General features: G+C 74.4%; 18 protein-coding genes and 3 pseudogenes. 8 read left to right on the forward strand and 13 right to left on the reverse strand.

All coding sequences use genetic code 11. The features are described from left to right. Positions 1 to 63: 63 nt before the first annotated feature. Positions 64 to 1137, forward strand: coding sequence for a DUF2510 domain-containing protein (locus ACIRG6_RS14360; RefSeq protein ID WP_350715178.1), 1074 nt, complete (start codon positions 64 to 66; stop codon positions 1135 to 1137). 147 nt (positions 1138 to 1284) lie between these two features. Here ACIRG6_RS14360 and ACIRG6_RS14365 read toward each other — a convergent pair whose 3' ends face one another. Then, positions 1285 to 1896 (reverse strand): TetR/AcrR family transcriptional regulator, encoded by a 612-nt coding sequence (locus ACIRG6_RS14365; RefSeq protein WP_364677181.1) that lies wholly within the window; start codon positions 1894 to 1896, stop codon positions 1285 to 1287. Positions 1897 to 2147: 251 nt separating this feature from the next. On the opposite strand from ACIRG6_RS14365, the gene ACIRG6_RS14370 reads away from it, so the two are divergent. Then, positions 2148 to 2978, forward strand: a complete 831-nt coding sequence (locus ACIRG6_RS14370) for a phosphatase PAP2 family protein (RefSeq protein ID WP_364677179.1) — start codon at positions 2148 to 2150, stop codon at positions 2976 to 2978. Next, the gene (locus tag ACIRG6_RS14375; protein ID WP_364677177.1) at positions 2975 to 3937 is read left to right on the forward strand and encodes a DMT family protein; all 963 of its coding nucleotides are present in this window, start codon (positions 2975 to 2977) and stop codon (positions 3935 to 3937) included. The genes ACIRG6_RS14370 and ACIRG6_RS14375 overlap by 4 nt, the downstream gene beginning before the upstream one ends. A gap of 15 nt (positions 3938 to 3952) precedes the next feature. On the opposite strand, the gene ACIRG6_RS14380 is transcribed toward ACIRG6_RS14375, so the two are convergent. Continuing rightward, positions 3953 to 6007 carry a phosphocholine-specific phospholipase C gene (locus tag ACIRG6_RS14380; RefSeq protein ID WP_364677175.1) on the reverse strand — a complete coding sequence of 685 codons (2055 nt, stop codon included), beginning with the start codon at positions 6005 to 6007 and terminating at the stop codon, positions 3953 to 3955. 173 nt (positions 6008 to 6180) lie between these two features. Between ACIRG6_RS14380 and ACIRG6_RS14385 the strand changes: the two genes are divergently transcribed. Continuing rightward, the gene (locus ACIRG6_RS14385) at positions 6181 to 7476 is read left to right on the forward strand and encodes an MFS transporter (protein ID WP_364677174.1); all 1296 of its coding nucleotides are present in this window, start codon (positions 6181 to 6183) and stop codon (positions 7474 to 7476) included. A 241-nt stretch (positions 7477 to 7717) separates the two neighbouring features. Then, positions 7718 to 7900, forward strand: a pseudogene (locus tag ACIRG6_RS14390) (glycosyltransferase family 2 protein); the annotation flags it as partial. Positions 7901 to 7928: 28 nt separating this feature from the next. On the opposite strand, the gene ACIRG6_RS14395 reads toward ACIRG6_RS14390, so the two are convergent. Next, positions 7929 to 12932 (reverse strand): DNA-binding protein, encoded by a 5004-nt coding sequence (locus ACIRG6_RS14395; protein WP_403322727.1) that lies wholly within the window; start codon positions 12930 to 12932, stop codon positions 7929 to 7931. 41 nt (positions 12933 to 12973) lie between these two features. Then, a complete protein-coding gene (locus tag ACIRG6_RS14400; protein WP_365020886.1) occupies positions 12974 to 13843 on the reverse strand; it encodes a DUF4132 domain-containing protein in 870 nt (289 codons plus the stop codon). Positions 13844 to 14048: 205 nt separating this feature from the next. On the opposite strand from ACIRG6_RS14400, the gene ACIRG6_RS14405 reads away from it, so the two are divergent. The 3 genes from ACIRG6_RS14405 to ACIRG6_RS14415 are packed head-to-tail and all read left to right on the forward strand — an operon-like array spanning position 14049 to position 16224. Beyond that, complete coding sequence (locus ACIRG6_RS14405; protein WP_318215338.1) at positions 14049 to 15122, forward strand: aromatic ring-hydroxylating dioxygenase subunit alpha; 1074 nt, start codon at positions 14049 to 14051, stop codon at positions 15120 to 15122. Then, the gene (locus ACIRG6_RS14410) at positions 15119 to 15289 is read left to right on the forward strand and encodes a hypothetical protein (protein WP_364677167.1); all 171 of its coding nucleotides are present in this window, start codon (positions 15119 to 15121) and stop codon (positions 15287 to 15289) included. Before ACIRG6_RS14405 ends, ACIRG6_RS14410 begins: the two co-directional genes overlap by 4 nt. Then, the gene (locus tag ACIRG6_RS14415; RefSeq protein WP_365020883.1) at positions 15286 to 16224 is read left to right on the forward strand and encodes a PDR/VanB family oxidoreductase; all 939 of its coding nucleotides are present in this window, start codon (positions 15286 to 15288) and stop codon (positions 16222 to 16224) included. Before ACIRG6_RS14410 ends, ACIRG6_RS14415 begins: the two co-directional genes overlap by 4 nt. On the opposite strand, the pseudogene ACIRG6_RS14420 reads toward ACIRG6_RS14415, so the two are convergent. The 9 genes and pseudogenes from ACIRG6_RS14420 to ACIRG6_RS14460 form a co-directional block, all read right to left on the reverse strand. Beyond that, positions 16175 to 16642, reverse strand: a pseudogene (locus ACIRG6_RS14420) (IclR family transcriptional regulator domain-containing protein); the annotation flags it as partial. The gene ACIRG6_RS14415 and the pseudogene ACIRG6_RS14420 sit on opposite strands and share 50 nt — an antisense overlap. A 49-nt stretch (positions 16643 to 16691) precedes the next feature. Continuing rightward, a pseudogene (locus tag ACIRG6_RS14425) lies at positions 16692 to 16793 on the reverse strand (ABC transporter ATP-binding protein); the annotation flags it as partial. A 64-nt stretch (positions 16794 to 16857) separates the two neighbouring features. Continuing rightward, the gene (locus ACIRG6_RS14430) at positions 16858 to 17853 is read right to left on the reverse strand and encodes a LacI family DNA-binding transcriptional regulator (RefSeq protein WP_364677164.1); all 996 of its coding nucleotides are present in this window, start codon (positions 17851 to 17853) and stop codon (positions 16858 to 16860) included. Positions 17854 to 17899: 46 nt separating this feature from the next. Continuing rightward, entirely contained in the window at positions 17900 to 18574 is a 675-nt protein-coding gene (locus ACIRG6_RS14435) for a GntR family transcriptional regulator (RefSeq protein WP_351135179.1), read from the reverse strand. Next, entirely contained in the window at positions 18571 to 19572 is a 1002-nt protein-coding gene (locus tag ACIRG6_RS14440; protein ID WP_364677161.1) for a proline racemase family protein, read from the reverse strand. The genes ACIRG6_RS14435 and ACIRG6_RS14440 overlap by 4 nt, the downstream gene beginning before the upstream one ends. A gap of 8 nt (positions 19573 to 19580) precedes the next feature. Beyond that, positions 19581 to 20471: a dihydrodipicolinate synthase family protein gene (locus tag ACIRG6_RS14445; RefSeq protein WP_364677159.1), complete on the reverse strand. Its 891-nt coding sequence runs from the start codon at positions 20469 to 20471 to the stop codon at positions 19581 to 19583. Next, complete coding sequence (locus ACIRG6_RS14450; RefSeq protein ID WP_403322732.1) at positions 20468 to 21847, reverse strand: FAD-dependent oxidoreductase; 1380 nt, start codon at positions 21845 to 21847, stop codon at positions 20468 to 20470. Before ACIRG6_RS14450 ends, ACIRG6_RS14445 begins: the two co-directional genes overlap by 4 nt. Next, positions 21837 to 22160, reverse strand: a complete 324-nt coding sequence (locus tag ACIRG6_RS14455) for a (2Fe-2S)-binding protein (RefSeq protein ID WP_350715145.1) — start codon at positions 22158 to 22160, stop codon at positions 21837 to 21839. The genes ACIRG6_RS14450 and ACIRG6_RS14455 overlap by 11 nt, the downstream gene beginning before the upstream one ends. Then, positions 22157 to 23308 carry an NAD(P)/FAD-dependent oxidoreductase gene (locus ACIRG6_RS14460; protein WP_364821806.1) on the reverse strand — a complete coding sequence of 384 codons (1152 nt, stop codon included), beginning with the start codon at positions 23306 to 23308 and terminating at the stop codon, positions 22157 to 22159. Before ACIRG6_RS14460 ends, ACIRG6_RS14455 begins: the two co-directional genes overlap by 4 nt. Positions 23309 to 23342: the final 34 nt, after the last annotated feature.

The following is a 23342-nucleotide window of genomic DNA, read 5'->3' on the forward strand; positions in this document are numbered from 1 at the left end:
GAGAGCGGGGGCTGTCGCGGGGTCTCTCATCCCGCTTTCACCGACGCCTCATACGGTGGGGTCATGACGCAGGTGACTCCTCCCGGGTGGTACCCGGACCCCGGGCAGACAAGTGACGGTCCCGCCACCGAGCGCTGGTGGGACGGCAAGGCGTGGACGGACCAGGTCCGTCCGGCGGGGCCGGCCGCCGCGCGGGAGCCCGGGACTCCGCCGGTGACCGGCGCGGCGCCCGCGCCGCCGGCCCCCGCGCCCGGGCCTCACGACGCCGCATCCGGGCCGTACGGCACCGCACCCGCCCCGTACGGCACCGCACCCGGGCCGTATCCGGTGCACCCGGGCTATCCCGGGTATCCCGTCCAGCCGCCGGCCGGCCGGCGGCGCGGTCTGCGCACCGGGATAGCCGTCGCGGCGGCCGTGGCCGTCCTGGCCGGCATCGGCGGCGGTGTGTACGTGCTGGCCGACGGTGACGGCTCGTCCGGCAGCAGCGCGGGGTCCCGGCAGCAGGAGGGGCCCGGCTCCGGCGACGGGAACGACCCCTTCGGCGGTCCGGGCGGGGGCGACGGGTCGCCCGCGCCGGACTCCCCGGGACAGTCGGAGCCGCCCACCATCGACAGCGGGTCGGTCCCGGACCCGGTCAGCGGGATCAGCCTGCCCATTCCGGACGGCTGGTCGGGGCAGCAGCTGTCGGTCGGCGCGTCGGTGACCTCCGACGACGCCTACAAGTGCCCGGGCGACACCTCGGCGAGCTGCACCAAGGGCGGCGCCTACTCGGCCCCCGCGATGGTGCTCGGCACCGAGGGCACCACCGCCGAGGAGGTCGCGAAGGCGGACATCGAGGCGAACGCGGAGGAGTCGTACGGCGGCAAGTCCTACGGCGGGATCACCTCGCACCAGGAGCTGGCCTCCAAGGCGGTGACGGTCGCCGGTCAGAAGGGCTACCTGGTGCGCTGGAAGGCGGTCACCAGCAAGGGCGCCGACGGGTATGTGGAGTCGCTCGCCTTCCCGTCGCCGGCCGACGCGAAGCGCATCGTCGTCGTCCGCTTCGGTGTCGACACGGACGGGCCGCAGACGGTGATCGACGAGATCACCCAGGGCATCGAGGTGTCCTCCGGCGGGGGCAGCGGACAGGACGTCTGACCGGCCCCGGAACGTCGGTCGGCCGAGTGGGGCGCCCTTCCGCTCAAAGGGCGTCCCACCCGGCCGGTGGTGGCGCGCCGCCCCCGTCCCCACGGTGCGGCGCGGGCAGGCCACCGTCCAGTCATCCCGTGGACGGCGGCCTGGGTCTCAGGGCAGGCCGAGGGCCGGGAGCACGACGGCCTCCACGAACCGCACCAGGTACTCCGCGTCGGCGTACTCGCCCTCGATGACCGGCCGCATCCGCAGGGCGCCGAACATCTGCGCGGGCACGAACTCCAGCGCCGGGTGGCCGGCCGGAACCTCGCCGCGTTCGACCCCGCGCCGCAGGATCTCCCGCAGCGCCGCGATCTCCGGCTCGACCAGCGCCTCGCGCAGCGCGCGCTGGAGCTCCGGGTCCTGCATGACCGCGTGGCCGAGCGCCTGGAGCAGCGTGTCCTTGCCGGACCACTGGCCCGCGGCCCGGGCCGCCTGGCGCAGGTCCTCGGCGAGCGAGCCGGTGTCGATGCCGGCGAAGCGCACCCGGCGGCTGGAGCGCAGGGCCGCCGCCACGAACTGCGGCTTGGTCTTCCACTGCCGGTAGAGCGTGGACTTGCTGCACCGGGTGCTGGCGGCGATGCCCTCCATGGTCACGGCGTCGTAGCCGCACTCCCGGATCTGTTCGAGCACGGCGTCGAAGAACTCCTTCTCACGCTCGGGCGTGATCTTGGAGCGGCGCGAGGCGCCGACCGTGTCCGGTCGGTCCGCGGCCTGCGACGTCATGCTCTTCTCCTCACTCGTTGCAGCGGCACTGCAGCCAGGGGTCGAGGGACCCGTGTTCCAGTGTGTCGTATGTCTATCGATACGGCAGTGTACCGGTACCCCACCGTATCGGTACACTGGCGTATCGGAACGGGGTCGTATCGATGAGAACCGTCACACGCCCCCCGGACCGATGACTCCGCCACACCCGGTGAGTCGTCGGTCCGGCCAGCACCACCGCACGCACCACCGTCAGCGAAGGGGCCCCGGGGATGAATGCCCGCACCTGGCCTGCAGAAGCGGAGCCGGACGCGCCCGCGCGCCCGCCACTCGTCCGTGAACTCCTGCTCGTCGCAGGGCTCTTCCTCGTCTACAAGTTCGGCCGCCGGCTGGCGACCGGCCACACCGCCGAGGCCTACCGCAACGCGTACCACGTGTGGGACTGGGAGCGCGCGCTGCGGCTGCCCGACGAGGGCACGGTGCAGTCCCTGCTGCTGCACGGCGACTCCCTGATCCACGTGGCGAACACCTACTACGCCACCGTCCACTTCCCGGCCACCGTGGCCTTCCTGGTCTGGCTCTATCTGCGGCGGCCGGCGCACTACGTCTGGGCCCGCAGGGTGCTGGCGGCGGTGACCGGCGCCGCGCTGGTGCTGCACCTGGCCTTTCCGCTGGCCCCGCCGCGCATGCTGGGCGCGACCGGACTGATCGACACGGCCCGGGTGTTCGGGCCCTCGGTGTACGGCCCGCCGCGCACCGACCAGCTGTCGAACCAGTTCGCGGCGATGCCCTCCCTCCACTTCGGCTGGGCGCTGATGCTGGCGGTCGGCCTGATCGTCGCCACCCGGTCGCGCGGGCGGTGGCTGTGGCTGCTGCATCCGCTGGTGACGCTCCTGGTGATCGTGGGCACCGCGAACCACTACTGGCTCGACGTGATCGGGGCGACCGCCCTGCTCGGCGCCGCCCTCGCCGTCGTCCGCCCGCCGCACGCGGCCCACCGGACGCCGCACCGCCTGCCGGTGCCCCGGCGACGCCCGGCCGAGCGGCGCGAACCGCAACGGCGCGAACCGGAGCGGCACGAGCTGGTGGGGGCGGGCCGGTGAACGCCGCGCTGATCGCCGTCCTGCTGTCCCTGGTCTCGGCCGTCGCCTACGCCGCCGCGGCCGTGGCCCAGGAGCGGCTGGCCGCCCGCAGCTCCGCGGGCGCGCTGCGGATGCTGGGCAACGGCGCCTGGTGGTGGTCCGTCGCGCTCAACGCGTCGGCCGCGCTGCTGCACGTCGTGGCCCTCAAGTACGGCCCGCTCACGGTGGTCCAGCCGCTCGGCGCGCTCACCCTGGTCGCGGCGGTGCCCCTGGGGGCGCGGCTGGCGGGCCGGCGGGTGAGTGCGGTCGAGTGGCGGGGCACCGGACTGACGCTGCTCGGCCTGGGCGCGCTGCTGCTGACGGCTTCCGGCCCCGCGCCCGACGACGTGCTGAGCGTGCCGGAGGCGCTGACGGTCTCCGGTGCGACGGCGGCGCTGATCGGTCTGCTGTCGCGGCCCGGCGCCCGGCCGGGTCTGCGGCACGCGACGGCGTCCGGCATCGCCTCCGGGGTCGCCTCGGCACTCACCCAGACCGTCACGGTAGCCGTCACGGACCGCTCGGGTCCGCTGCTCAGCGTCCAGGTGATCGGGGTGGCGGTGCTGGTGTCGGCCTTCGCGGCGGGCGGGCTGCTGCTGTCCCAGACGGCCTACCGGGGTGGCCTGGGCGCCCCGCTCGCGGTGGTGACGCTGGCCAACCCGGTGGCCGCCGCGGTGATCGGGGTGTCACTGCTCGGTGAGCGGCTGCGCGGCGGCCCGGCCGGTGTGCTGCTCGCGCTGACCGGTGCGGCACTGGCCGGCTGGGGCGTGGTCCAGTTGAGCCGGGCCACGCCCGCGCCGGCCGACGAGCCGCTCCCGGTGGCCGAGGACCGGCCTCAGGTGGGCCCCGCCGTGCCGGGGCCGGAGCCGGACGGCGGGCCCGTGGGGACGGAGCCGGTGCTGGTGCCCCGGCAGCCGATGCCGGGGCACCTGACTCCGCTGTGATGCCCGCGCCGACGCCTACACGGTGGCGATCGCCGGGTCGCTCACTCCCGGCCGCCCGTTCTCCACGTGCCCGGCGAAGCGCCGCAGGAAGGCCGGGTCGCCGTCGGCCGTGACGGTGAGGTCGTACCAGCGCCGGCTCTCCGCCAGGTCGACGGTGTGCCGCACGGTGGCACCGGGGCGCACCGTGACCGTCCTGCCCGGACCGCCGTAGCCGTCGGCGATCCGCAGGCGGACCGTGCCGGACCCGGCGTTGGTGAAGGTCAGCCGGACGTCGTCGCCGGTGTGCCGGGCGGTGACCTCGGGCCCGGCGGCCCTGTTCCCGCCCCGGAAGACGCGCAGGAAGCCGTTGGGGCCGTGCACGGTCAGGTCGTACGCGCCGTCCGAGTACACCGAGTTCCAGGTGTCCGCGATGCTCTTGCCGGCCTCGGTGGTGTACGTCCACGGGCCGTCGCCGCGGTTGCCGGAGGTGACGAGGAAAGCGGCACCGGCCCGGGCGCCGGAGGCGAAGGTGAGCGTGAACTTCCCGGCCGCCGCGTCCACGGCGCCGTCCACGTGCGGGTCGTAACGCAGCGGGCGTGCGGGGCGCGGGCCACGCTCCTGGCGGGGCATGTCCGGGTCCGCCGGGGGTGTCGGGCGGTAGTCCGGGTGGCGCTCGCGGTCCGGCGGCTCGTAGGCGTCGGTGTCCGGCAGCCGGGCGGGCCGGCTGTCCGGGCGGGAGAAGTCGAAGGCGGAGGTCAGGTCGCCGCAGATGGCGCGCCGCCACGGCGAGATCTGGGGTTCGCGCACGCCGAAGCGGCGCTCCATGAACCGGATGACCGAGGTGTGGTCGAAGGTCTCGGAGCAGACGTAGCCGCCCTTGCTCCACGGCGAGACGACCAGCATGGGGACGCGGGGGCCGAGCCCGTAGAAGCCCTCGGTGTGCGTGGCGCTGCCCTTGAAGACGTCGAGGGACACGTCGACGGTGGACAGGCCCTGCGCGGCCGACTTCGGCGGCAGCGGCGGCACCACGTGGTCGAAGAAGCCGTCGTTCTCGTCGTAGGTGATGAACAGGGCGGTCTTCGCCCACACCGCCGGGTTGGAGGTGAGGGCGTCCAGGACCTGGGAGATGTACCAGGCGCCGTAGTTCGAGGGCCAGTTGCCGTGCTCGGAGAAGGCCTCGGGGGCGGCGATCCAGGAGATCTGCGGCAGCTTCCCGGCCTTGACGTCGGCGCGGAGCCGGTCGAAGTAGCCCTCGCCGCTCCTGGCGTCGGTGCCGGTGCGGGCCTTGTCGTACAGCGGGTCACCGGGCCGGGCGCTCCGGTACGAGTTGAAGTACAGCAGGGAGTTGTCGCCGTAGTTGCCGCGGTAGGCGTCGCCGATCCAGCCCCAGGAGCCGGCCGCGTCCAGGCCGTCGCCGATGTCCTGGTAGATCTTCCAGGAGATTCCGGCCGCCTCCAGCCGCTCGGGGTACGTCGTCCAGTCGTAGCCGCGTTCGTCGTTGCCGAGGACCGGGCCGCCGCCCTTGCCGTCGTTGCCGGTGTGGCCCGACCACAGGTAGTAGCGGTTGGGATCGGTGGAGCCGATGAAGGAGCAGTGGTAGGCGTCGCAGACGGTGAAGGTGTCGGCGAGCGCGTAGTGGAAGGGGATGTCCTCACGGGTCAGGTACGCCATGGTCGTGGTGCCCTTGGCGGGCAGCCAGCGGTCGTACTTGCCGTTGTGGTAGGCGGCCTGACCGTCGGACCAGCCGTGCGGCAGACCCTGCAGGAACTGCATGCCGAGGTCGTCGGCTTCGGGGTGGAAGGGCAGAACCTCGGTGCCGTCGCTCTTGGTCTGGTGCCACACCGACTTGCCGCTGTCCAGGGTCACCGGGTGCGGGTCGCCGAAGCCGCGGACGCCTCGCAGCGTGCCGAAGTAGTGGTCGAAGGAGCGGTTCTCCTGCATCAGGACCACGATGTGCTCGACGTCCTCGATGCTTCCCGCGCGGTGGTTCGCCGGGAGTGCGGCGGCCCGCTCGATGCTCGCGGACAGCGCGCTGAACGCCGATGTGGCGCCCGCGAGTTGGAGAAAGCGGCGCCGGTTGACTTCGGGCATGGGGTGGGAAGCCTCTCGCCTCGGGGGGTGGGGATCGTGCCGGACCGTGCCGGGCCGGTGACGGAATGCGCGCGAAAAGAGTGTTCCAGGAGCACCAAACGTCAGGGAAGGGTCCGGTGGCGCTGATGTGAAAGTCGTCGGTACGTGGGGTGTGCCGGACCCGCCGGGCGGGGATGGTCGCGATCATGACAGGCATGCACACGGACTCCCCGCCGACCCGACGGCCCGTACGCCAGCTCCTCGCCGCCTCGGTGGGCAACGCCGTGGAGTGGTACGACTGGTACGCCTACACCTTCCTGGCCACCTACATCGCCGACCAGGTCTTCCCCGAGAGCGCCGACAACTCGCTGGTGCCGTTGCTGTCCACATTCGCGGTGTTCGCCGTGGGCTTCTTCATGCGGCCCGTCGGCGGACTGCTGATGGGCGCGATCGCCGACCGGCGCGGGCGGCGGGCGGCGCTGACCGTCACCATCCTGCTGATGGGCGGCAGCAGCCTGCTGGTCGGGCTGACCCCGACGTACGCGGCGGCCGGTGTGCTGGCGCCGGTGGTGCTGGTCGCCGCGCGGCTGCTCCAGGGGCTGTCGGTGGGCGGCGAGTTCGCCGCGTCGACCACCTTCCTGGTGGAGTCGGCGGGGCCCGGCCGTCGCGGTCTCTTCTCCAGCTTCCAGTACGTCTCGACGACCGCCGGGCAGCTCGTCGCGTCCGGTGTCGCGACCGTGCTGGTGGACACGCTCGACGAGGGACGGATGAACGGCTGGGGCTGGCGGGTGCCGTTCGTGTTCGGGGCCGTGCTCAGCCTCGTCGGCTTCTGGATCCGGCAGGGCGCCCAGGAGACCCGCAGCGCCGAGCAGCAACGGGCGCCGCGTCCGGGGCTGTTCGAGGCGCTGCGCCGTCATCCGCGCGAGTCGCTGCTGATCGGCGGCATCACGGCGGGCGGCACGATCGCCTACTACACCTGGACGTCGTACCTGCCGACGTACGCCGAACTCAACACGGGGCTGGACAAGTCGGACGCGCTGCTCGCGGGCACGATCTCGCTGGCTTTCTTCGGGCTGCTCCAGCCGCTCGGCGGACTGCTCTCCGACCGCTTCGGCCGCCGCCCGCTGCTGCTGTTCTTCGGCGTGGGGTTCGCCCTGCTGAGCGTGCCGCTGCTGCACGCCCTGCGCGACTCGTTCGCCGTGCTGCTGCTGGTGCAGTGCGCCGGCATGATCCTGCTGACCGGCTTCACCTCGATCAGCGCGGCCGTCAACGCGGAGATCTTCCCGCCCCGGGTGCGCGCGGCCGGCATCGGCTTCCCGTACTCGCTCACCGTCGCCCTGTTCGGCGGCACGGCCCCGTACATGGGCACGCTGTTCAAGGAGCTGGGTCACCCCGGGCTCTTCCCCTGGTACGTCGCCGTCCTGTGCCTGCTGTCCTCGCTGGTGTACCTGCGGCTGCCGGAGACGGCACACAAGGAGCTGGCGCGATGACGGGCACTGCGGGGTGAACGGCTCGCCCCCACGCGGTGACCTCTCTGCGCTCGTCACAGCGGGACGGCGCGGTTCCGCAGGCCGCGTCGCCGTGGCAGAGCGGCCCCTTGCGACCGGCGTGGGCGAGGCCCCGTCCACGCCGACCGACGGGGCGGGGCGGGCCTGGCCCCAACCCGTCCGCGGGTTCGCATCCCGCCGGCGCCGCAGCCGCCCGAGGCACGCCGGGCCGGCGAGGGACGGCCCGCAGGTGGCGGCGCGGCCGGCGGCGGAGCTCGCGGAGGTCAGGTCCTCCCGGCTGGAACAGAAGGGCCGGGGCCGGGCCCTCGGGACCGTCTGGTCGGCCTCCGACGCCCCGGTCCTCGCCTCCATGGACGTCGACCAGTCCACCGACCTCAACGCGCTGCTGCCGCTGGTGGCCCCGCTCACGCGAAGGCCGTCCCTCCGGGCGGAACTCAGCGGCGGCGCCTGCGCGGTCGCGGCACCTCCAGTTCCTCCAGCTGCGGACCGTCCCCGTCCTGGACACGCCGCCAGGCCTCGCGGTAGAGGCCGGCGACGGGCCGGGAGGGCACGACGACGCCCAGGACGGGCGTCTCGCCGTCGAGCAGGTCGTACAGCGGCAGCTTCCACCGCTCCAGCGGGAGGTGCGGGTTCGCGAGCTGCACCCACCCGCCGGGCAGGAACAGCGAGCGTCCCGCCTTGGGGCGACTGCCCTCCAGTACCAGTCCGGTGGCCGCGAGTTCGGCGCGGGCGGCACGGTGCCGGGCGGTTCCCCCGCGCTGTCCGCCCCAGCCGGTCCAGCGCGCGACGTTGCGGTCGGTGGGGTCCGGCATGGCGAGCAGCATCAGGTAGAGGACGGCGGCGTCCTCTCCGAGGCCGTGCCGCCCGGCCACCTCGCCGACCAGGTCGGGCACGGAGCGGGCGGGGTCCTGCGGCCACCAGGGACCGTCGGCGTCGCGCTCGCCGGCCACCGGGGTGCCGGGGTCGGCGAGCAGCTCGGCGAACCGCGGGTCGTGGACCAGACGCAGGGCGGTCTCCTGGGCGTTGGGCCGCTCACCGGCCGACAGGGCCGTCAGGTGGGGGCCGTCGCCCGTGGTGTCCAGCAGTGCCGGCCGGACGGCGGGAACCGGCTCGGGCCCCTCGGTGCCGAACAGGATCGCGCCGTGGCGCACGAAATCGTCGCCGGTCTCGTCCGGGTCTCCGGCGGCCCGCCGGAACGCCTCCCAGTCGGCCCTCCTGTCGAGACCCAGCAGCAGCCCGGGGTGGGCCAGCCGGTCGCGCAGCGCCGTCAGCACACCGGGCAGGGCCGCCCGGATCGGGTCTCCGGACGGGAGGCGGTGGGCGAGCCACGCGGCCAGGGCCACCGAGCCCTTCAGGGTGCTGTTGTCGAAGCCGGGCGTCTGCTCGGCGGACACGACCCGGTAGCGGCCGAAGGTCCAGGTCAGGTCGCGGGTCAGCCGGGGCTCGGTGGCCAGGTCGACGAAGCCCCGCAGGGCGTCGGCCGGTGCCCATCCGACGGGCTCGACGGTGCGGACCGCGTCGTGGAGCACCTCCTCCGGGAGGGGAGTGCGCCGGCCCAGCCGCTCGTTCCAGACCTCGGCCGCACGGGCCGCGTCGGGGCCGTGCGTCCACAGCCGGGCCGGTTCGGCGGGCAGCAGGGCCGCCACGACGGCCCGCAGGGCGTCCATGTCGAGGGCCCTCAGCCCGTCCTTGGCCACGCGGGCGTCGGCCGCCTTCACGCCGATGGTCTTCAGCGTCGCGGAGGGCACGGCCTCGCGCTTGTCGTCGATCTGCGGCATTCCGGCCAGCACGAGCCGGGCCGTGGTCGGGGTGACGCCGGTGAGCCGGGCGAACTCCTCGGCGGCCGCCGGCCGCCAGGGCGCCGGGCCGCGCTGGGCCAGCTCGGCCCGGAAGGCCGCGACCCAGCCCGGCGCCCGCGTCGGCTCCGGTACGAACGGCTCCTCGGACACCAGGATGTAGGGGGCGGGAACCTCGAAGCGGCCGGAGGGGTCGTGGAACACCGCGCCGTAGTGCTTCCCCCTGTCTCCGGCCGGGTCGTACTCGCTGACGAACCGGTACCAGTCGGCGGGGAAGAGCAGGAACGCGCCGCCACCCAGGTCCAGCACGGCCGCCTTCGGGTAACCCCCCACAGCGCCCGGCCCCTTGAACAGGGCGTAGTCCAGGACCACGCGGACCCGGCGCCAGTGGGCGGGGTCCAGCTCCGTCAGCCCCTGCGCGTCCAGTTCCGCCAGGTAGGCGTCGAGAGCCTGCCGGTGCTCCTCGACGGTGGCCTCCGAGGCGGCCCGCAGCGCCAGTACGACGGGCAGTTCGGGCAGCGCCCGCACGTTCACGGTCTCCAGCGGCTCATTCGTGTCCAGGGACACGTGCACGGTGCCCGCCGGGACCGGCTCCGCCTGGCCGCGTGCCGACCGGGCGAGCAGCTTCGGCAGTTCGAAGGCGCGGTGGAGCCAGTCGTAGAGCTGGCGTTTGTCGCGTTCGGTCAGGCCGGTGCCGTTCAGCGCCGAGGCGAGCAGGCGGTCGCCGATCGCGGGACGGGGCTCCTCCGTGGCGTCGCCCTGGACCGCCGAGTCCAGTCGGGCGAGCGCCGCGTCGAGGGTGCGCTGCTGCTCGGCGGCGAACCGCACCACCCCGATGATGCCGGCGCGCAGGGCCTCGTGACCGACCTGCGGCAGCAGGGTGCCGACCAGATCGGGCAGCGCGTCCCGGTCGTCCGTGCCGTCCCCGGGCACCTCCGCCACGGCCGCTGCCAGCAGTGCCGCCGCGGTGTCCTCGCCGACCCGGCGCAGCGCCGCGGAGCCCTGCGGGTCGCGGGGCCGGAGCAGGGGCCAGTACCGCAGGGGCGGCAGCAGGGCGGTGCCCGCGCTGAAGGGGCCGGCCGTGTGACCGCGGGTGACTTCGGCGACCACCCTGCCCTCGGGATCGACCAGCCGGATGTCACTGCTCGACCACCGCATCACGGTCAGGGGCCGATCCGTGCCGGGGAACAGCAGCGCGTGCTCCGGGCTCCCGCCCGCTGCGGGCGGCACGACGACCGAGCGACCGGCCAGGTCCTCGCACCGTCGCGAACCGTCGGGCAGCGTGAGCACCCGCCAGCCGAGCAGTCCGTCCACCGGGGCGCACACCGGGCCCGGCTCGGCGGAGGGGGCGGGCAGCAGCCAGGCGGTGCCGAGGGTGCTGCCCTCCGGCGCGGTGCGCAGGCCCTCGGCGAACCAGTCCGGACCGCCGGACTCCCCCACCGTGTTCTCGGCCGGGTCGTACGCGTGCCAGGCGCTCTTCGCGTCGTCGGCCCAGTCCTTGATCCACACCCAGTACGACGTGCCGTCGCTGATCACCGGCCGTCGCGAGGGTATGCGGGTGGTGTCCCCCCGCCGCAGCACGCCGTGCCCGGTGGTCCGGCCGCCCCCGGGCAGGGGGAGGGAGGCGGGAGGCATGCCGTTCATCCCGCCGGTCCCGTCCGCCGCGCACAGGTAGCCGTAGCGGACGTCGCCCTCGACCGGCACCGGTGACGAGGCGTCGGTGTCGTGCCAGTAGCCGTGCGAGCTGGACGTGGAGAACGCGTACCAGGTGACGAGCAGTCCGCCGTCCACGTACCGGAAGTCGGGGTGCCACCGGTCCGCCCCGTCCGGGAGGCGCAGCTCGTGCGCGAGGACCGTGCCCTCCGGGCCGATCACCCGGACCCGTGTGCCGTGGTGGACGATCAGGTGCGGCCAGGCCTCGCCCACTCGCGTGGCGCGCGCCGCCTCCGGTGACTCGGGCGAGCCCACCGCCTCGTCCCAGGCGGGCCAGCCCAGCTCGTCGAGGATCCCGGTGCGCAGGGTGCGGGCGAGCGCCGGGGCCATGCCGGTGGCCAGGGCCGCGCGTACCGCCTTCTCGGCAGTTGCCAGGACCTCGCCGGGCAGCCACTTCAGCGTCTCGAACGGGCCGGAGCAGGCGGTGAACCCGCCCAGTTCCGCGGTGAGGTACCTCCGGCTCACGTCGGCCACCCACTCGGCGAGCATCGGTCGTCCGCCGGGCGACCCGGCCAGCGTGGTGACGGTGCGTTTGTCGGTGTTCTCCCGCTCGTAGGTGGGACAGCCGCGACGGAAGGCCGCGCGGAAGCGGGTGTCGGCCTCCAGGGCGAGGAGATCGCGCCGCCGGTCGCACGCCGCCCAGTCCTGGAGGTTGAGCCGCGAGCGCTCCTCGGGGTCGGCGACCGGGATACGCAGGGCCAGGAACTGGTCGAGGAGGTTGACGTCGCTGACCGGGGGCGGCAACGCGGTGCCGTCGGCGAGCAGTTCGGCGCGGAGTGCGTCGGCCATGCGGTCGACGAGTGGCGGCAGCTCCGCCGGTGCGAGCCGCCCGTCGCCGGTGCGGCACAGGTCGAGGAACCGGCGCGTCCAGCCGGCCGTGCCGTCGGGTGAACGCTCCTCGGCGGGCAGGCCGGCGTCGCACAGCCCGGCGGTGGCGCCCGACGCGTCCAGCAGGTCCAGCCACTGGGGCAGTTCCTCCTGCTCCCACTCCGTGGGCAGCAGGCCCAGCAGGGCGCCCCGGACGGCGGGCTCCCGCCGGGTCAGTTCCAGCAGGGCGGGGCGATGGGACTTCCACCAGCCGGGCGGTGCCTTGGCCGTGCCGGGCAGCGGCAGCATCTCGCGCAGATAGGCCATCTCCTCGGCGAGCGCGTTCTTGCCCGCGACGGCCTTCGCCAGTCTGCGCAGGTCGGTCGCGCCCGGACTGGACGGCGGCACGCCGTGCGACGCGAGCCGGACGAAGAGCCCGCGCAGATGCCGGAACGCCGTGGCGGCCGGTACCCGCGACGACAGCCCCTTGGCGTAGCCGGAGAGTATCTTCGTCGGCACGGCGTCGGCCAGGGCGAACTCGAGGAACACCGCGTCCATGCGCGCCTCGTCGAAGGGCAGCGCGTGCGCCGTCTCCGCCTTGCGCGCGTTGACGAACATCTGGGACGCGTATGCCTTCTGGTCGGCGGCCAGGAAGACCCGGCCGGCCTGCTCGTAGAACGTCGGCAGGAAGTGGGGCACGGATCCGGCGAGCCGCTGCCCGATGGACTCGTAGGTGGCGCGGGCCTTCTTCGGCCGCGATCGCACCGTCCGCGCCACCTTGTTCATCTCCTCGACGAGGGACATGGCCAGGTGGCCGTCCGAGGGATGACGGACCAGGACCCATTCGGGGAAGCCCATCGCCCGGGGCCGCCCGAGGCCGACCTCCACCGGCTCGCCCTCGGGTTCGAGACCGAGGAAACCGGTGCCCGGCTCCACGCCCTGTTCCGCGGTGGTGAGGCGGACGATGATCCGGCCGTCGAGGCCGGGATGCCGGTAGGCCTGGGTGAGCACGGGCACGGCCCGGTCGCCCGCCCCGGTGGTGCCCGGGGGCAGCACGGCACCGGCGCGCAGCAGCTCCTCCGTCCGTGCCGTCGCCCCGCCCGGTGTCGTCGCGTCGTTCATGAATCGGTTGCCTTCCGTGGGTGTCCGTGCCGCCATGCCGTTCACTCGCCGCCGTCCGTGGGCACCGCGCGGCCCGCGTGCAGGGCCGCGGCCATGCGCATGCCCTCGGACCAGGCCACGGGGCCGACGTCGGTCAGCGCAAGCGCGCGGTGCCCGTCCTCGTCCCGCCAGGTCAGCGCGCCGGTCCAGGCCTTCTCCTCGGTGAAGGGGTTGCCGATGTCGACCGAGGCGGTGAAGATCCGCCCGGCGTCGCGGATCCGGTCGACGGCGCTCATGCCGGAGACGCGGTAGCCGAGCGACGTGGCGCGGGCGGAGAGGTGGTACCACGAGCCGTACTCGGCGCCCGCGAACTCGGTGACGGCGAAAGCGCCGCCGTCGATCGCGTCGGGCTTGTGCCAGGTGGCGCGGTGGAGCTGGTCGACGCCCTGGGTCACGCCCGACTCGGCCGCGAACGCGCGGAGGTCCTCGAGGTCCGGGAGGAGGACCGGATGCGGCAGGGTCACCGTCCGGGGCGTCAGCCGGAGGGTCTCGCCGCCGGCGTTCACCAGCCGGAGCCCGCCCGAGTCGTCCGCGTCCCGCAGGAATCCGACGTCGTCGGGGCCGTCGCCGGCGATGACGATGTCACGCAGCACCGCCCGCCACGCCTCGTCGGGCCAGACCCGGGCCAGCAGAGCGGCCGGGACCGGCAGCGAGGACACCATCCAGTGGGCGACCTGTGCCGCGCACTCGGCCGCGTGCCGGTCCAGCCACTCGGCGAACCGCTCGAGTCCGCTCACCTCGGGGTGGTCCCGTATCTCCGCCGGCAGGCCGGCCACCCGCTCGCCCGGTGACTCCCCCGACGCGGACCGGGCCACCACCCGCCCTTCCACCAGTGCGACTTCGTACGTGTCGCCCGCCGCCAGCCAACCCATCGCTGCCTCGCCTCTTCCCATCCGGATCCGGCACCGCGTCCCCCGGCGGCCCCAAATGGCGCGCCACGCCGTGACGTTGACCGGAAGACTAGGGGCACCCACCGACAATCCCCGGCGCGCTGCTTCCGTGAGGCGGAAGCAGCGTTGCCGCCCCGCCGCGCCCTCGCCGACGATGCCACCACCCACGACGGACGGAGCCGCAACGATGCCGCACATGACCGCCTTCGCCAGGAACCAGTGGTACGTCGCCGCCTACAGTCATGAGGTCGGACGCGAGCTGCTCGGCCGGACGATCCTCGGTGAACCGCTCGTCCTCTACCGCACCGAGGAGGACGGGACCCCGGTCGTCCTGCACGACCGGTGCGTGCACCGGCGCTATCCGCTGTCCGAGGCGCCGACCCGGCTCGACGGCGACCGGATCGTGTGCGGGTACCACGGCTTCACCTACGACACGACCGGCACCTGCGTGTACGTGCCGGGGCAGAAACGCGTCCCCCGCACCGCCCGGGTCGCCTCCTACCCGGTGCTCGAACAGGACTCCCTGGTGTGGGTGTGGATCGGCGACCCGGCACTCGCCGACCCCGGGGACGTGCCGCGCGCCCGGCACCTGGACTCGCCGGGCTGGGTCACCGTGCGGGGCATGGAGCCGATCGACGCCGACTACGGGCTGCTCGTCGACAACCTCCTCGACCTGTCCCACGAGACGTATCTGCACGGCGGCTACATCGGCACCCCGGAGGTCGCCGAGACGCCGATCACCACGGAGGTCGACGAGGGCGCCGGGATCGTCCGGGTGAGCCGGCACATGGACGACGCCGAGTGCCCGCCCTTCTACGCCAGGTCGACCGGGATCAGCGGGCGCATCTCGCGGTGGCAGGACATCGAGTACCACGCGCCCTGCCTGTACCTGCTGCACAGCCGGGTCGCCCCGGTCGGCGTGGTGCCACAGGCGGACGGCAGCGATCCGCACGGTTTCCACACCGAGATCACCTACGCCATCACGCCGTCCGGCGACGGGAAGGTGTACGACTTCTGGGCGGTCTCCCGGGACTGGGCGACCGAGGACGCCGAGGTCACCGAGTTCCTCCGGACGAACAACCACACGGTCGTCATGCAGGACGTCGACGCGCTCAACCTGCTCCAGCGCACGCTGGGCACCGAGCGCACCGGCTACCAGGAGCTGAGCATCAACATCGACACCGGTGGTCTGGCCGCGCGTCGCATCCTCGCCCGGCTGGTCGAGGAGGGCGACAAGCCCGGTGAGCGGGCGGCCCGGTGAGCGCGCGCACCGGCGAGATCTACCGCGTCGACTGGGTCCCGGGCACCGACGTGCTGCACGGCACCTGCCACTGCGGCGCCCAGCACAGCGCCGAGGACCCGGTCGCGATGTGGGAGTGGATGCTCGCCCACCCGCAAGGACACCGGCCCCGGGGAAACGCCTCATGACCCTGTACGAGACCGAACTCGTCGTCGGCCGCCGGGAGGCCGTGGCCGACGGCGTGCTCGCCCTGACCCTGCGCCACCCGCTGGACGAGCCGCTGCCCGCCTGGGAGCCCGGGGCGCACGTCGACGTCGTCCTCGGTCCGGGTCTGGAGCGGCAGTACTCGCTGTGCGGCGACCCCGCCGACCGGCAGGCGTGGCGGATCGCCGTGCTGCGTGAGGCCGACGGGCGGGGAGGGTCCGCGTATGTGCACGGGCGGCTCGGGCCCGGCGACAAGGTGCGGGTGCGGGGACCGCGCAACCACTTCGCGCTGGAGCCCGCGGCCCGCTACCGCTTCGTCGCCGGCGGCATCGGGATCACCCCGCTGCTGCCGATGCTGGCGGCCGCCGAGGAGGCGGGCGCCGAGTGGACGCTGCTGTACGGCGGGCGGACCCGGGACACCATGGCGTTCACCGGCGCATTGGAGCGGTACGGCGAGCGGGTGACGATCGTCCCCGAGGACGAGGCCGGGCTGCTGGACCTCGCCCCCGTGCTCGACGACGTGCCCGAGGACACGCTCGTGTACTGCTGCGGGCCCGGGGCGCTGCTGGACGCGGTCGAGGCGCGGTGCCCGGCCGGGGTGCTGCGCGTGGAGCGCTTCTCCCCGAAGGAAGCGGAAGCGGCCGGCCCGGACACCGGGTTCGAGGTCGTTCTCGCCCGCAGCGGACGCACGGTCACCGTCGCGCCGGACGTCTCGGTCCTGGACGCCGTCCGCGCCGCCGGGGTCGAGGTGCTGTTCTCCTGCACGGAGGGCACCTGCGGCACCTGCGAGACCGAGGTCGTCGAGGGCACCCCGGACCACCGGGACTCGGTGCTCACCGACGCCGAGCGGGCCGCCGGGGAGACCATGCTCATCTGTGTGTCCCGCTGTCGTGGCCGGCGGCTCGTGCTGGACCTGTGATCCTCAGGCCGGCGTCGGTCCGGGCGACGGTCGCCGGCAGGTGGGGCAGCAGGTCCCGGCGCACCGACTCCACCGAGGTGCGGCCGGCGTGCACGGCGATGTTCACGCCGGCCCCCACCTCGCCGTCCCGGCCCCTGACCGGCGCGACGACCGACCGCAGGCCCTCCTCCAGTTCCTGGTCGACCAGCGCGTACCCCTGGCGGCGCACCCGGCGCGGTTCCGCGCGCAGGGCGTGCGGCGAAGTGAGGGTGCGGGAGGTGTGGGCGCGCAGGTCGGCGCGGGCGAGGCGGGTGCCGATCTCGGCGTCCGGCAGGCTGCGAGGACGGTCCGCGGCGGTGAGGTGTGCCGGGAAGCGGGTGCCGACCGTGATCGACGCGGTCATGATGCGGCTGGCCGGGACGCGGGCGACGTACACGATTCCCGCTGCGGCAGCAGGGCCTCGGCCGGCCGGGGCGGCCGTCACCCGCCCCGCGTTTCGCCGCCCGGATCTGCTCGTACACATGGGTCCGCAGTTCGGCGAGGCGCGGGGCGACCCGCGTGTGCACCTGGTCCCGGGCCTGCGGCAGATCCGCGATCGCCGCCCGCCGCTGCCTGTCACGGAGGACCGGTAAGTGCTCGGCAGGCAGAGGGCTTTCAGGAACGAGGTGCTTGCGCGGTCGAGCCCCGCACCACCAGCTCGGGCTCGAACAACAGCTCTTCGGCGGCGACGGAACTGCCGTTGATCTGCGCGTTCAGCAGCTCCACCACGGCCCGCCCCATGGCCTCGATGGGCTGCCGGACGGTGGTGAGGGGCGGCTCGGTGCAGTTCATCAGCGCGGAGTCGTCGTAGCCCACGACGGAGATCCGCGACGGCACGTCGAGGCCCTTGCGCCGGGCGGCCCGTACGACACCGAGGGCCAGCGGGTCGCTGGCGCAGAGGAAGCCGGTGACGCCCCGGTCGATGAGGCGGGAGGCCGCCGCGTGACCGCCCTCGACGGAGAACATGGCGCGTGCGACGAACTCGTCCGGCACCTCCCCGATGGACCGGGCGGCGGCCAGCTTGCGGCCCGAGGGCATGTGGTCGCCGGGACCGAGCACCAGGCCGATCCGCTCGTGGCCGAGCGAGGCGAGGTGCCGCCAGGCCTGCTCCACCGCCACCGCGTCGTCGCAGGAGACGCCGGGGAAGCCCAGGTGCTCGATGCCCGCGTTGACCAGGACGACCGGGATGTTGCGTTCGGCGAGCCGCTCGTAGTGGTCGTGGGGCGCGTCGGCCTGCGCGTACAGTCCGCCGGCGAACACCACGCCGGAGACCTGCTGTTGCAGCAGCAGGTCGACGTAGTCGGCCTCCGAGACCCCGCCCTTGGTCTGCGTGCACAGCACCGGGGTGAGGCCGAGCTGGGCCAGGGCGCCGCCGATGACCTCGGCGAACGCCGGGAAGATCGGGTTCTGCAGTTCGGGCAGGACCAGGCCGACCAGCCGGGCCCGCTCGCCGCGCAACTGGGTGGGCCGCTCGTAGCCGAGCACGTCCAGGGCGGAGAGCACCGACTGCCGGGTGGCCTCGGAGACTCCGGGCTTGTTGTTGAGCACCCGGCTGACCGTGGCCTCGCTGACCCCGACCTTCTTCGCCACCTCGGCAAGTCGTCGCGTCATGCGCGCAAGCGTAGCGCAAGTTACGCAAGCCGCTTGCGTGCCGGTGTCATGCCCACAGGCCCCGTACGTGTCCGAGGTGCCGGGCCATCACGTCCCGCACCGCCCGCTCGTCCCGGGCCAGCAGCGCGTCGAGGATCTCCAGGTGCTCCTGGGCCGACGCCTCCAGGCGCCCCTGCTCCACCAGCGCCGTCAGCCCGTACAGCCGGGAGCGCCGGCGCAGGTCCCGTACGACCTCCACCAGGTGCGCGTTGCCCGCCAGGGCGAGCAGGCCGAGGTGGAAGCGCAGGTCGGCCTCGACGTACGCGATGAGGTCGCCGGCCACCGCGGCCGTGACGATCTCCTCGGCGACCGGGCGGAGCGCCTCGACGGCGACCGGGTCGGCGGTGCCGGCCAGGGCTGCGGTGGTCGGGATCTCGATGAGCGAGCGGATGTGGGTGTACTCGTCGAGCTGCCGGTCGGAGACGGCGGTGACCCGGAACCCCTTGTTGGGGACGGTGTCGACCAGCCCTTCCTTGGCGAGGTCGAGCAGGGCCTCGCGCACCGGTGTGGCGGAGACGCCGAAGCGGGCGGCGAGGCCGGGCGCCGAGTACACCTCGCCGGGCCGCAGTTCGCCGGCGATCAGCGCGGCCCGCAGCGCGTCGGCGACGCGCTCCCGGTGGCTGGGCCTGCGGCCGCCCAGGTGGGGCAGGGACGGGCCGGTGCCCGTGCTGACGGCGTTCACAGGACGAAGCCTGCCGGGAAGGGGTCCTCCGGGTCCAGCAGGTACTGGGCGGTCCCGGTGATCCAGGCGCGGCCGGTGAAGCTGGGCAGGACGGCCGGATGCCCGGCGACCTCGGTCGTGCCGAGCAGCCGGCCGGTGAACCGGGTGCCGATGAAGGATTCGTTCACGAACTCGGTGGCCAGCGGGAGTTCGCCGCGGGCGTGCAACTGGGCCATGCGGGCGCTGGTGCCGGTGCCGCAGGGCGAGCGGTCGAACCAGCCGGGGTGGATCACCATGGCGTGCCGTGAGTGGCGGGCGGTGGCACCGGGCGCGGTCACCTGGACGTGGTGGCAGCCGTGGATGGACGGGTCCTCCGGGTGGACCGGCTCTGCCCCGGCGTTGATGGCGTCCATGAGCGCCAGACCGGCGGCCAGGATGTCGTCCTTGCGGGAGCGGTCGAAGGGCAGCCCGAGCCGCTCCAGCGGCAGGATGGCGTAGAAGTTGCCGCCGTAGGCGAGGTCGTACGTCACCGTCCGGCCGTCGGGCAGGGTCGCCTCGCGGTCGAGGGCGACGGCGAAGGACGGCACGTTGCGCAGCGTCACGGCCTTCGCCGCACCGTCCCGGACGGCCACCTCGGCGACGACGGGTCCGGCGGGGGTGTCGAGGCGGATGGTGGTGACGGGCTCGGTGACCTCGACCATGCCGGTCTCCACGAGGACGGTCGCCACGCCGATCGTGCCGTGGCCGCACATGGGCAGGTAGCCGGAGACCTCGATGTAGACGACGCCCCAGTCGCAGTCGGGCCGGGTGGGCGGCTGGAGGATCGCGCCGCTCATGGCGGAGTGCCCGCGCGGCTCGTTCATCAGCAGGCGCTTGACGTCGTCGCGGTGTTCGCGGAAGTACAGCCGCCGTTCGTTCATGGTCGCGCCGGGGATGGTGCCGATCCCGCCGGTGATCACGCGGGTGGGCATGCCCTCGGTGTGCGAGTCGACGGCGTGCAGGACGAGTCTGCTGCGCATGACGCCCCCTAGGCCAGTCCGGCCGCGAGGGCCTTCTCGGTGGCGGCGCGGACGGCGGCCTCCTGCTCGGGCAGCAGCGGGACGCGGGGCGGGCGGCAGACGCCGCCGTGGCGGCCCGCCAGATCCATGGACAGCTTGATGGCCTGGACGAACTCGACCCGCGAGTCCCAGCGCAGCAATGGGTGCAGCTGCCGGTACAGCCGCTGCGCGGTGGCCAGGTCGCCGGCCGTCGCGGCCCGGTACAGCTCGGCGCAGGAGGCGGGCAGGGCGTTGGGGTATCCGGCGACCCAGCCCTTCGCACCCGCCACCGCCAGCTCCAGCAGGACGTCGTCGGCGCCGATCAGCAGGTCGAGTTCGGGGGCGAGTTCGGCGATGCGGTAGGCGCGGCGGACGTCGCCGGAGAACTCCTTGACGCCCCGGATGTGTCCCTCGCCGTGCAGCCGGGCGAGCAGCTCGGGCACCAGGTCGACCTTGGTGTCGATGGGGTTGTTGTAGGCGACGACGGGCAGGCCGGCCCGCGCGACCTCGGCGTAGTGGGCGAGGACGGAACGCTCGTCGGCGCGGTAGGCGTTGGGCGGCAGGAGCATGACCGCGCCGCAGCCGGCCTCCCCGGCCTGCTCGGCCCAGCGGCGGGCCTCGGCGGACCCGTAGGCGGCGACGCCCGGCATCACCCGTTCCCCGCCGATCGCGGCGACGGCGGTCTCGACGACCCGGGCCCGCTCCTCGGGGGTGAGCACCTGGTACTCGCCGAGCGATCCGTTGGGGACGACGCCGTCGCAGCCGTTCGCCACCAGCCAGGAGCAGTGCTCGGCGTAGGCGTCGTAGTCCACGCGGAGGTCGTCGGTCAGCGGGAGCGCGGTGGCGACGAGGATGCCGCGCCAGGGACGGTGGTCGGTCATGCGTGTCCTTCCGGGGGTTTCGGCTGGTGCCGGGCGAGGACGCCGAGGGGTACGGGGCGGGCGAACGGCCGCCGGGACGGGACAGGTCCGCATCCGGTGAGGCCGGCGACGGCGGGGGCGCACATCCGCCCCTGGCACCAGCCCATCCCGGCCCGGGTCAGCAGTTTCACGGTGCGGACGTCGCCCGCGCCGAGTCCGCCGACGGCCTCGCGGACGGCGCCGGCCGTGACCTCCTCGCAGCGGCAGACGACGGTGTCGTCGTTGACGCGGTCGGTCCAGTGCGCGGGCGGGGCGAAGGCGGCGGCGAGGGCGGCGGCGGACGTCCGCAGCGTCTCGCGCGTCCTGGCGGCCGGCGCCCATCCCGACGGGTCGGGTGCGGTGCCCCGCAGCCGGGCGGCGATCGAGCGTCCGGCGATGTGCCCCTCGGCGAGCGCGAGACCCGCGCCGCCGATGCCGGTGGCCTCACCGGCCGCCCACACCCCCGGCACACTGGTGCGCTGCTCGGTGTCGACGGCCACCGTCGTGCCGTCGACGCGGCAGCCGAGGCCGTCGGCGAGGTCGGTGTGCGGGAGCATGCCGTGGCCGACGGCCAGGGTGTCGCAGGGAAGGTACCGCTCGGTGCCGGGCCGGGTGTGACCGTCGGCGTCGAGGGCGGCGACGGTGACGCCGGTCAGCCGGTCGTCGCCGTGGGCGCGGACGACGGTGTGCCGGGTGAGGGTGCGGACGCGGTGGCGCAGCAGGCGGGCCGCGTACCCGGCGCCCTCGGGGAGCTTGCCGGCCAGGGCTCGGGCGTGGCGGGCGGCGTGCGCCGGGCCGGCCGACTCGACGAGCGCCGCCACCCGCACGCCGGCCGCCGCGAGCCCGGTCGCCACGGGCAGCAGCAGCGGCCCGGTGCCGGCGACGACGGCGGTCCGGCCCGGCACCACCAGGCCGCCCTTGAGCATGGCCTGGGTGCCGCCGGCCGTGAGGACGCCGGGCAGGGTCCAGCCGGGGAAGGGCAGGACGTACTCGTAGCCGCCGGTGGCGAGCAGTACGGCGTCGGCGTGCACGGCGACCGGATCGTCCTCGCCGGGCCCGCGCAGCGCGTGCACGGTGAAGACGCCGGAGTGCTGCTCGACGAACCACACCTGGTGTTCCGTCAGGACGCGTACGTCACTCGCGGCGAGCCCGTCCCGCAGCCGCTCCCAGGTGCGCCACCCGTGGTGGAGGGACCGGGGGCGCCGGGCGCCCAGGCCGGGGGCGGGCTGCCGGTAGTACTGCCCGCCCGGCCCCGCCGCCCCGTCCACCACCGTGACGTGCACGCCCCTCGCGGCCGCCGCCAGTGCCGCCGCGAGCCCGGCGGGTCCGGCGCCGATCACCGCGAGTTCAGTCCTCATGCCCGGTCCCCTCCTGGGTGCGGATCACGTCGCCCGGCCGGGCGGGCACCAGGCAGGCCCGCTGGTTGGGACGGCCGTTGACCGTGACCAGGCAGTCGAAGCACGCGCCGATCCCGCAGAACACCCCGCGGGGGCGGCCGGTGCCCCGGGTGGTGCGCCAGGAGGTGATGCCGGCCGCCCAGAGCACCGCGGCGACCGTCCGGCCGGGCAGCGCCTCGATCTCCCGGCCGTCGAAGGTGACCGTGCGGGCGGGGCGGGGCCGGGCGCGGACCAGGCGGAGCGGACTCGGGCGCCCTTCTCGGCGAAGGTTCACGCGGCCTCCTCGGCGAAGCGGTCGGGGCGGAAGGGGGTGAGGTCGAGGGCGGGCCGCTCGCCGCACAGGGCCTGGGCGATGAGGTGTCCGGTGCCGGTGGACAGGCCGATGCCCGCGCCCTCGTGCCCGCAGGCGTGCAGCAGACCGGGCACCCTGGGGTCGGGACCGATCGCGGGCAGGTGGTCGGGCAGATACGGCCGGAAACCGGCGTACGTCCGCATGGCCCGCACCCCGGCGAGGAACGGGAACAGGCGGGTCGCGCCGGCCGCCAGCGCCCGCAGCGCGGGAAGGGACACCGACCGGTCGAAGCCGACCCGTTCGCGGCTGGCGCCGATGAGGACCGGGCCCGCGGCGGTGCCCTCCACCACCGGAGAGGTCTGCAGGTCCGCCGAGTCGCTGGCGACGTCGGCGACGTAGTCCGCGGCGTACACCTTGTGCCGCACCCGGCGCGGCAGCGGCTCGGTGACCAGGACGTAGCCCCGCCGGGGCAGGACCGGCAGCCGCACCCCGGCCAGGGCCGCCACCTCGCCGCCCCAGGGACCGGCCGCGTTGACGACCGCCGGGGCGTGCAGGTCGCCCCGGTCGGTGCGCACTCCGCGCACGGCGCCGTCCGGGCCCCGCAGCACGCCGGTCACCGTGCGGCCGGTGAGCAGCCGGGCCCCCGACGCCCGCAGCATGTGTGCCGCGGCCAGGGCGGGCATGACCTGGGCGTCCTGCGGATAGTGCACGGCGCCCGCGAGGCCGGGGGCGAGGTGGGGCTCGAGGTCGTGCAGCCGGTCCGCGGGGACGCTCACCGCCTCCACGCCGGCCGCCCGCTGGCCCGCGGCGAAGGCCTCCAGGCCGGACAGGGCCCCGGTGGTGCCGGCGACGACGACACCGCCCTTGGGCTCGTACTCGACCGCCCGGCCCAGGTCCTCGGCCAGTCCGCTCCACAAACGGCCGGAGAGCAGGGCCAGTTCCAGCTCCGGGCCGGGTTCCTTGTCGGAGACGAGGAGGTTGCCCTCCCCCGCTCCCGTGGTGCCGCCGGCCACCGGGCCGCGGTCCACCACCGTCACGTCGAGCCCGGCGCGGGCGGCGTACCACGCACAGGCGGCACCCACCATTCCGGCCCCGACCACTACGACATCGCAGGTCGGCGACTCGATCACGCCAGTACTATGTCACACATCACATGCTGCGGGA

This window comes from Streptomyces flaveolus (assembly GCF_044765825.1).
Taxonomy (GTDB): Bacteria; Actinomycetota; Actinomycetes; order Streptomycetales; family Streptomycetaceae; genus Streptomyces; species Streptomyces flaveolus.

Bases quoted from the DNA above. Each gene is read 5' to 3' on its own strand.
- ACIRG6_RS14370 (WP_364677179.1), top strand. From the start codon at position 2,148: ATGAATGCCCGCACCTGGCCTGCAGAAGCGGAGCCGGACGCGCCCGCG.
- ACIRG6_RS14415 (WP_365020883.1), top strand. From the start codon at position 15,286: ATGACCCTGTACGAGACCGAACTCGTCGTCGGCCGCCGGGAGGCCGTG.
- ACIRG6_RS14450 (WP_403322732.1), bottom strand. From the start codon at position 21,847: ATGAGGACTGAACTCGCGGTGATCGGCGCCGGACCCGCCGGGCTCGCG.
- ACIRG6_RS14395 (WP_403322727.1), bottom strand. From the start codon at position 12,932: ATGAACGACGCGACGACACCGGGCGGGGCGACGGCACGGACGGAGGAG.
- ACIRG6_RS14400 (WP_365020886.1), bottom strand. From the start codon at position 13,843: ATGGGTTGGCTGGCGGCGGGCGACACGTACGAAGTCGCACTGGTGGAA.
- ACIRG6_RS14380 (WP_364677175.1), bottom strand. From the start codon at position 6,007: ATGCCCGAAGTCAACCGGCGCCGCTTTCTCCAACTCGCGGGCGCCACA.
- ACIRG6_RS14440 (WP_364677161.1), bottom strand. From the start codon at position 19,572: ATGCGCAGCAGACTCGTCCTGCACGCCGTCGACTCGCACACCGAGGGC.
- ACIRG6_RS14365 (WP_364677181.1), bottom strand. From the start codon at position 1,896: ATGACGTCGCAGGCCGCGGACCGACCGGACACGGTCGGCGCCTCGCGC.
- ACIRG6_RS14360 (WP_350715178.1), top strand. From the start codon at position 64: ATGACGCAGGTGACTCCTCCCGGGTGGTACCCGGACCCCGGGCAGACA.
- ACIRG6_RS14430 (WP_364677164.1), bottom strand. From the start codon at position 17,853: ATGACGCGACGACTTGCCGAGGTGGCGAAGAAGGTCGGGGTCAGCGAG.
- ACIRG6_RS14405 (WP_318215338.1), top strand. From the start codon at position 14,049: ATGCCGCACATGACCGCCTTCGCCAGGAACCAGTGGTACGTCGCCGCC.
- ACIRG6_RS14385 (WP_364677174.1), top strand. From the start codon at position 6,181: ATGGTCGCGATCATGACAGGCATGCACACGGACTCCCCGCCGACCCGA.
- ACIRG6_RS14445 (WP_364677159.1), bottom strand. From the start codon at position 20,471: ATGACCGACCACCGTCCCTGGCGCGGCATCCTCGTCGCCACCGCGCTC.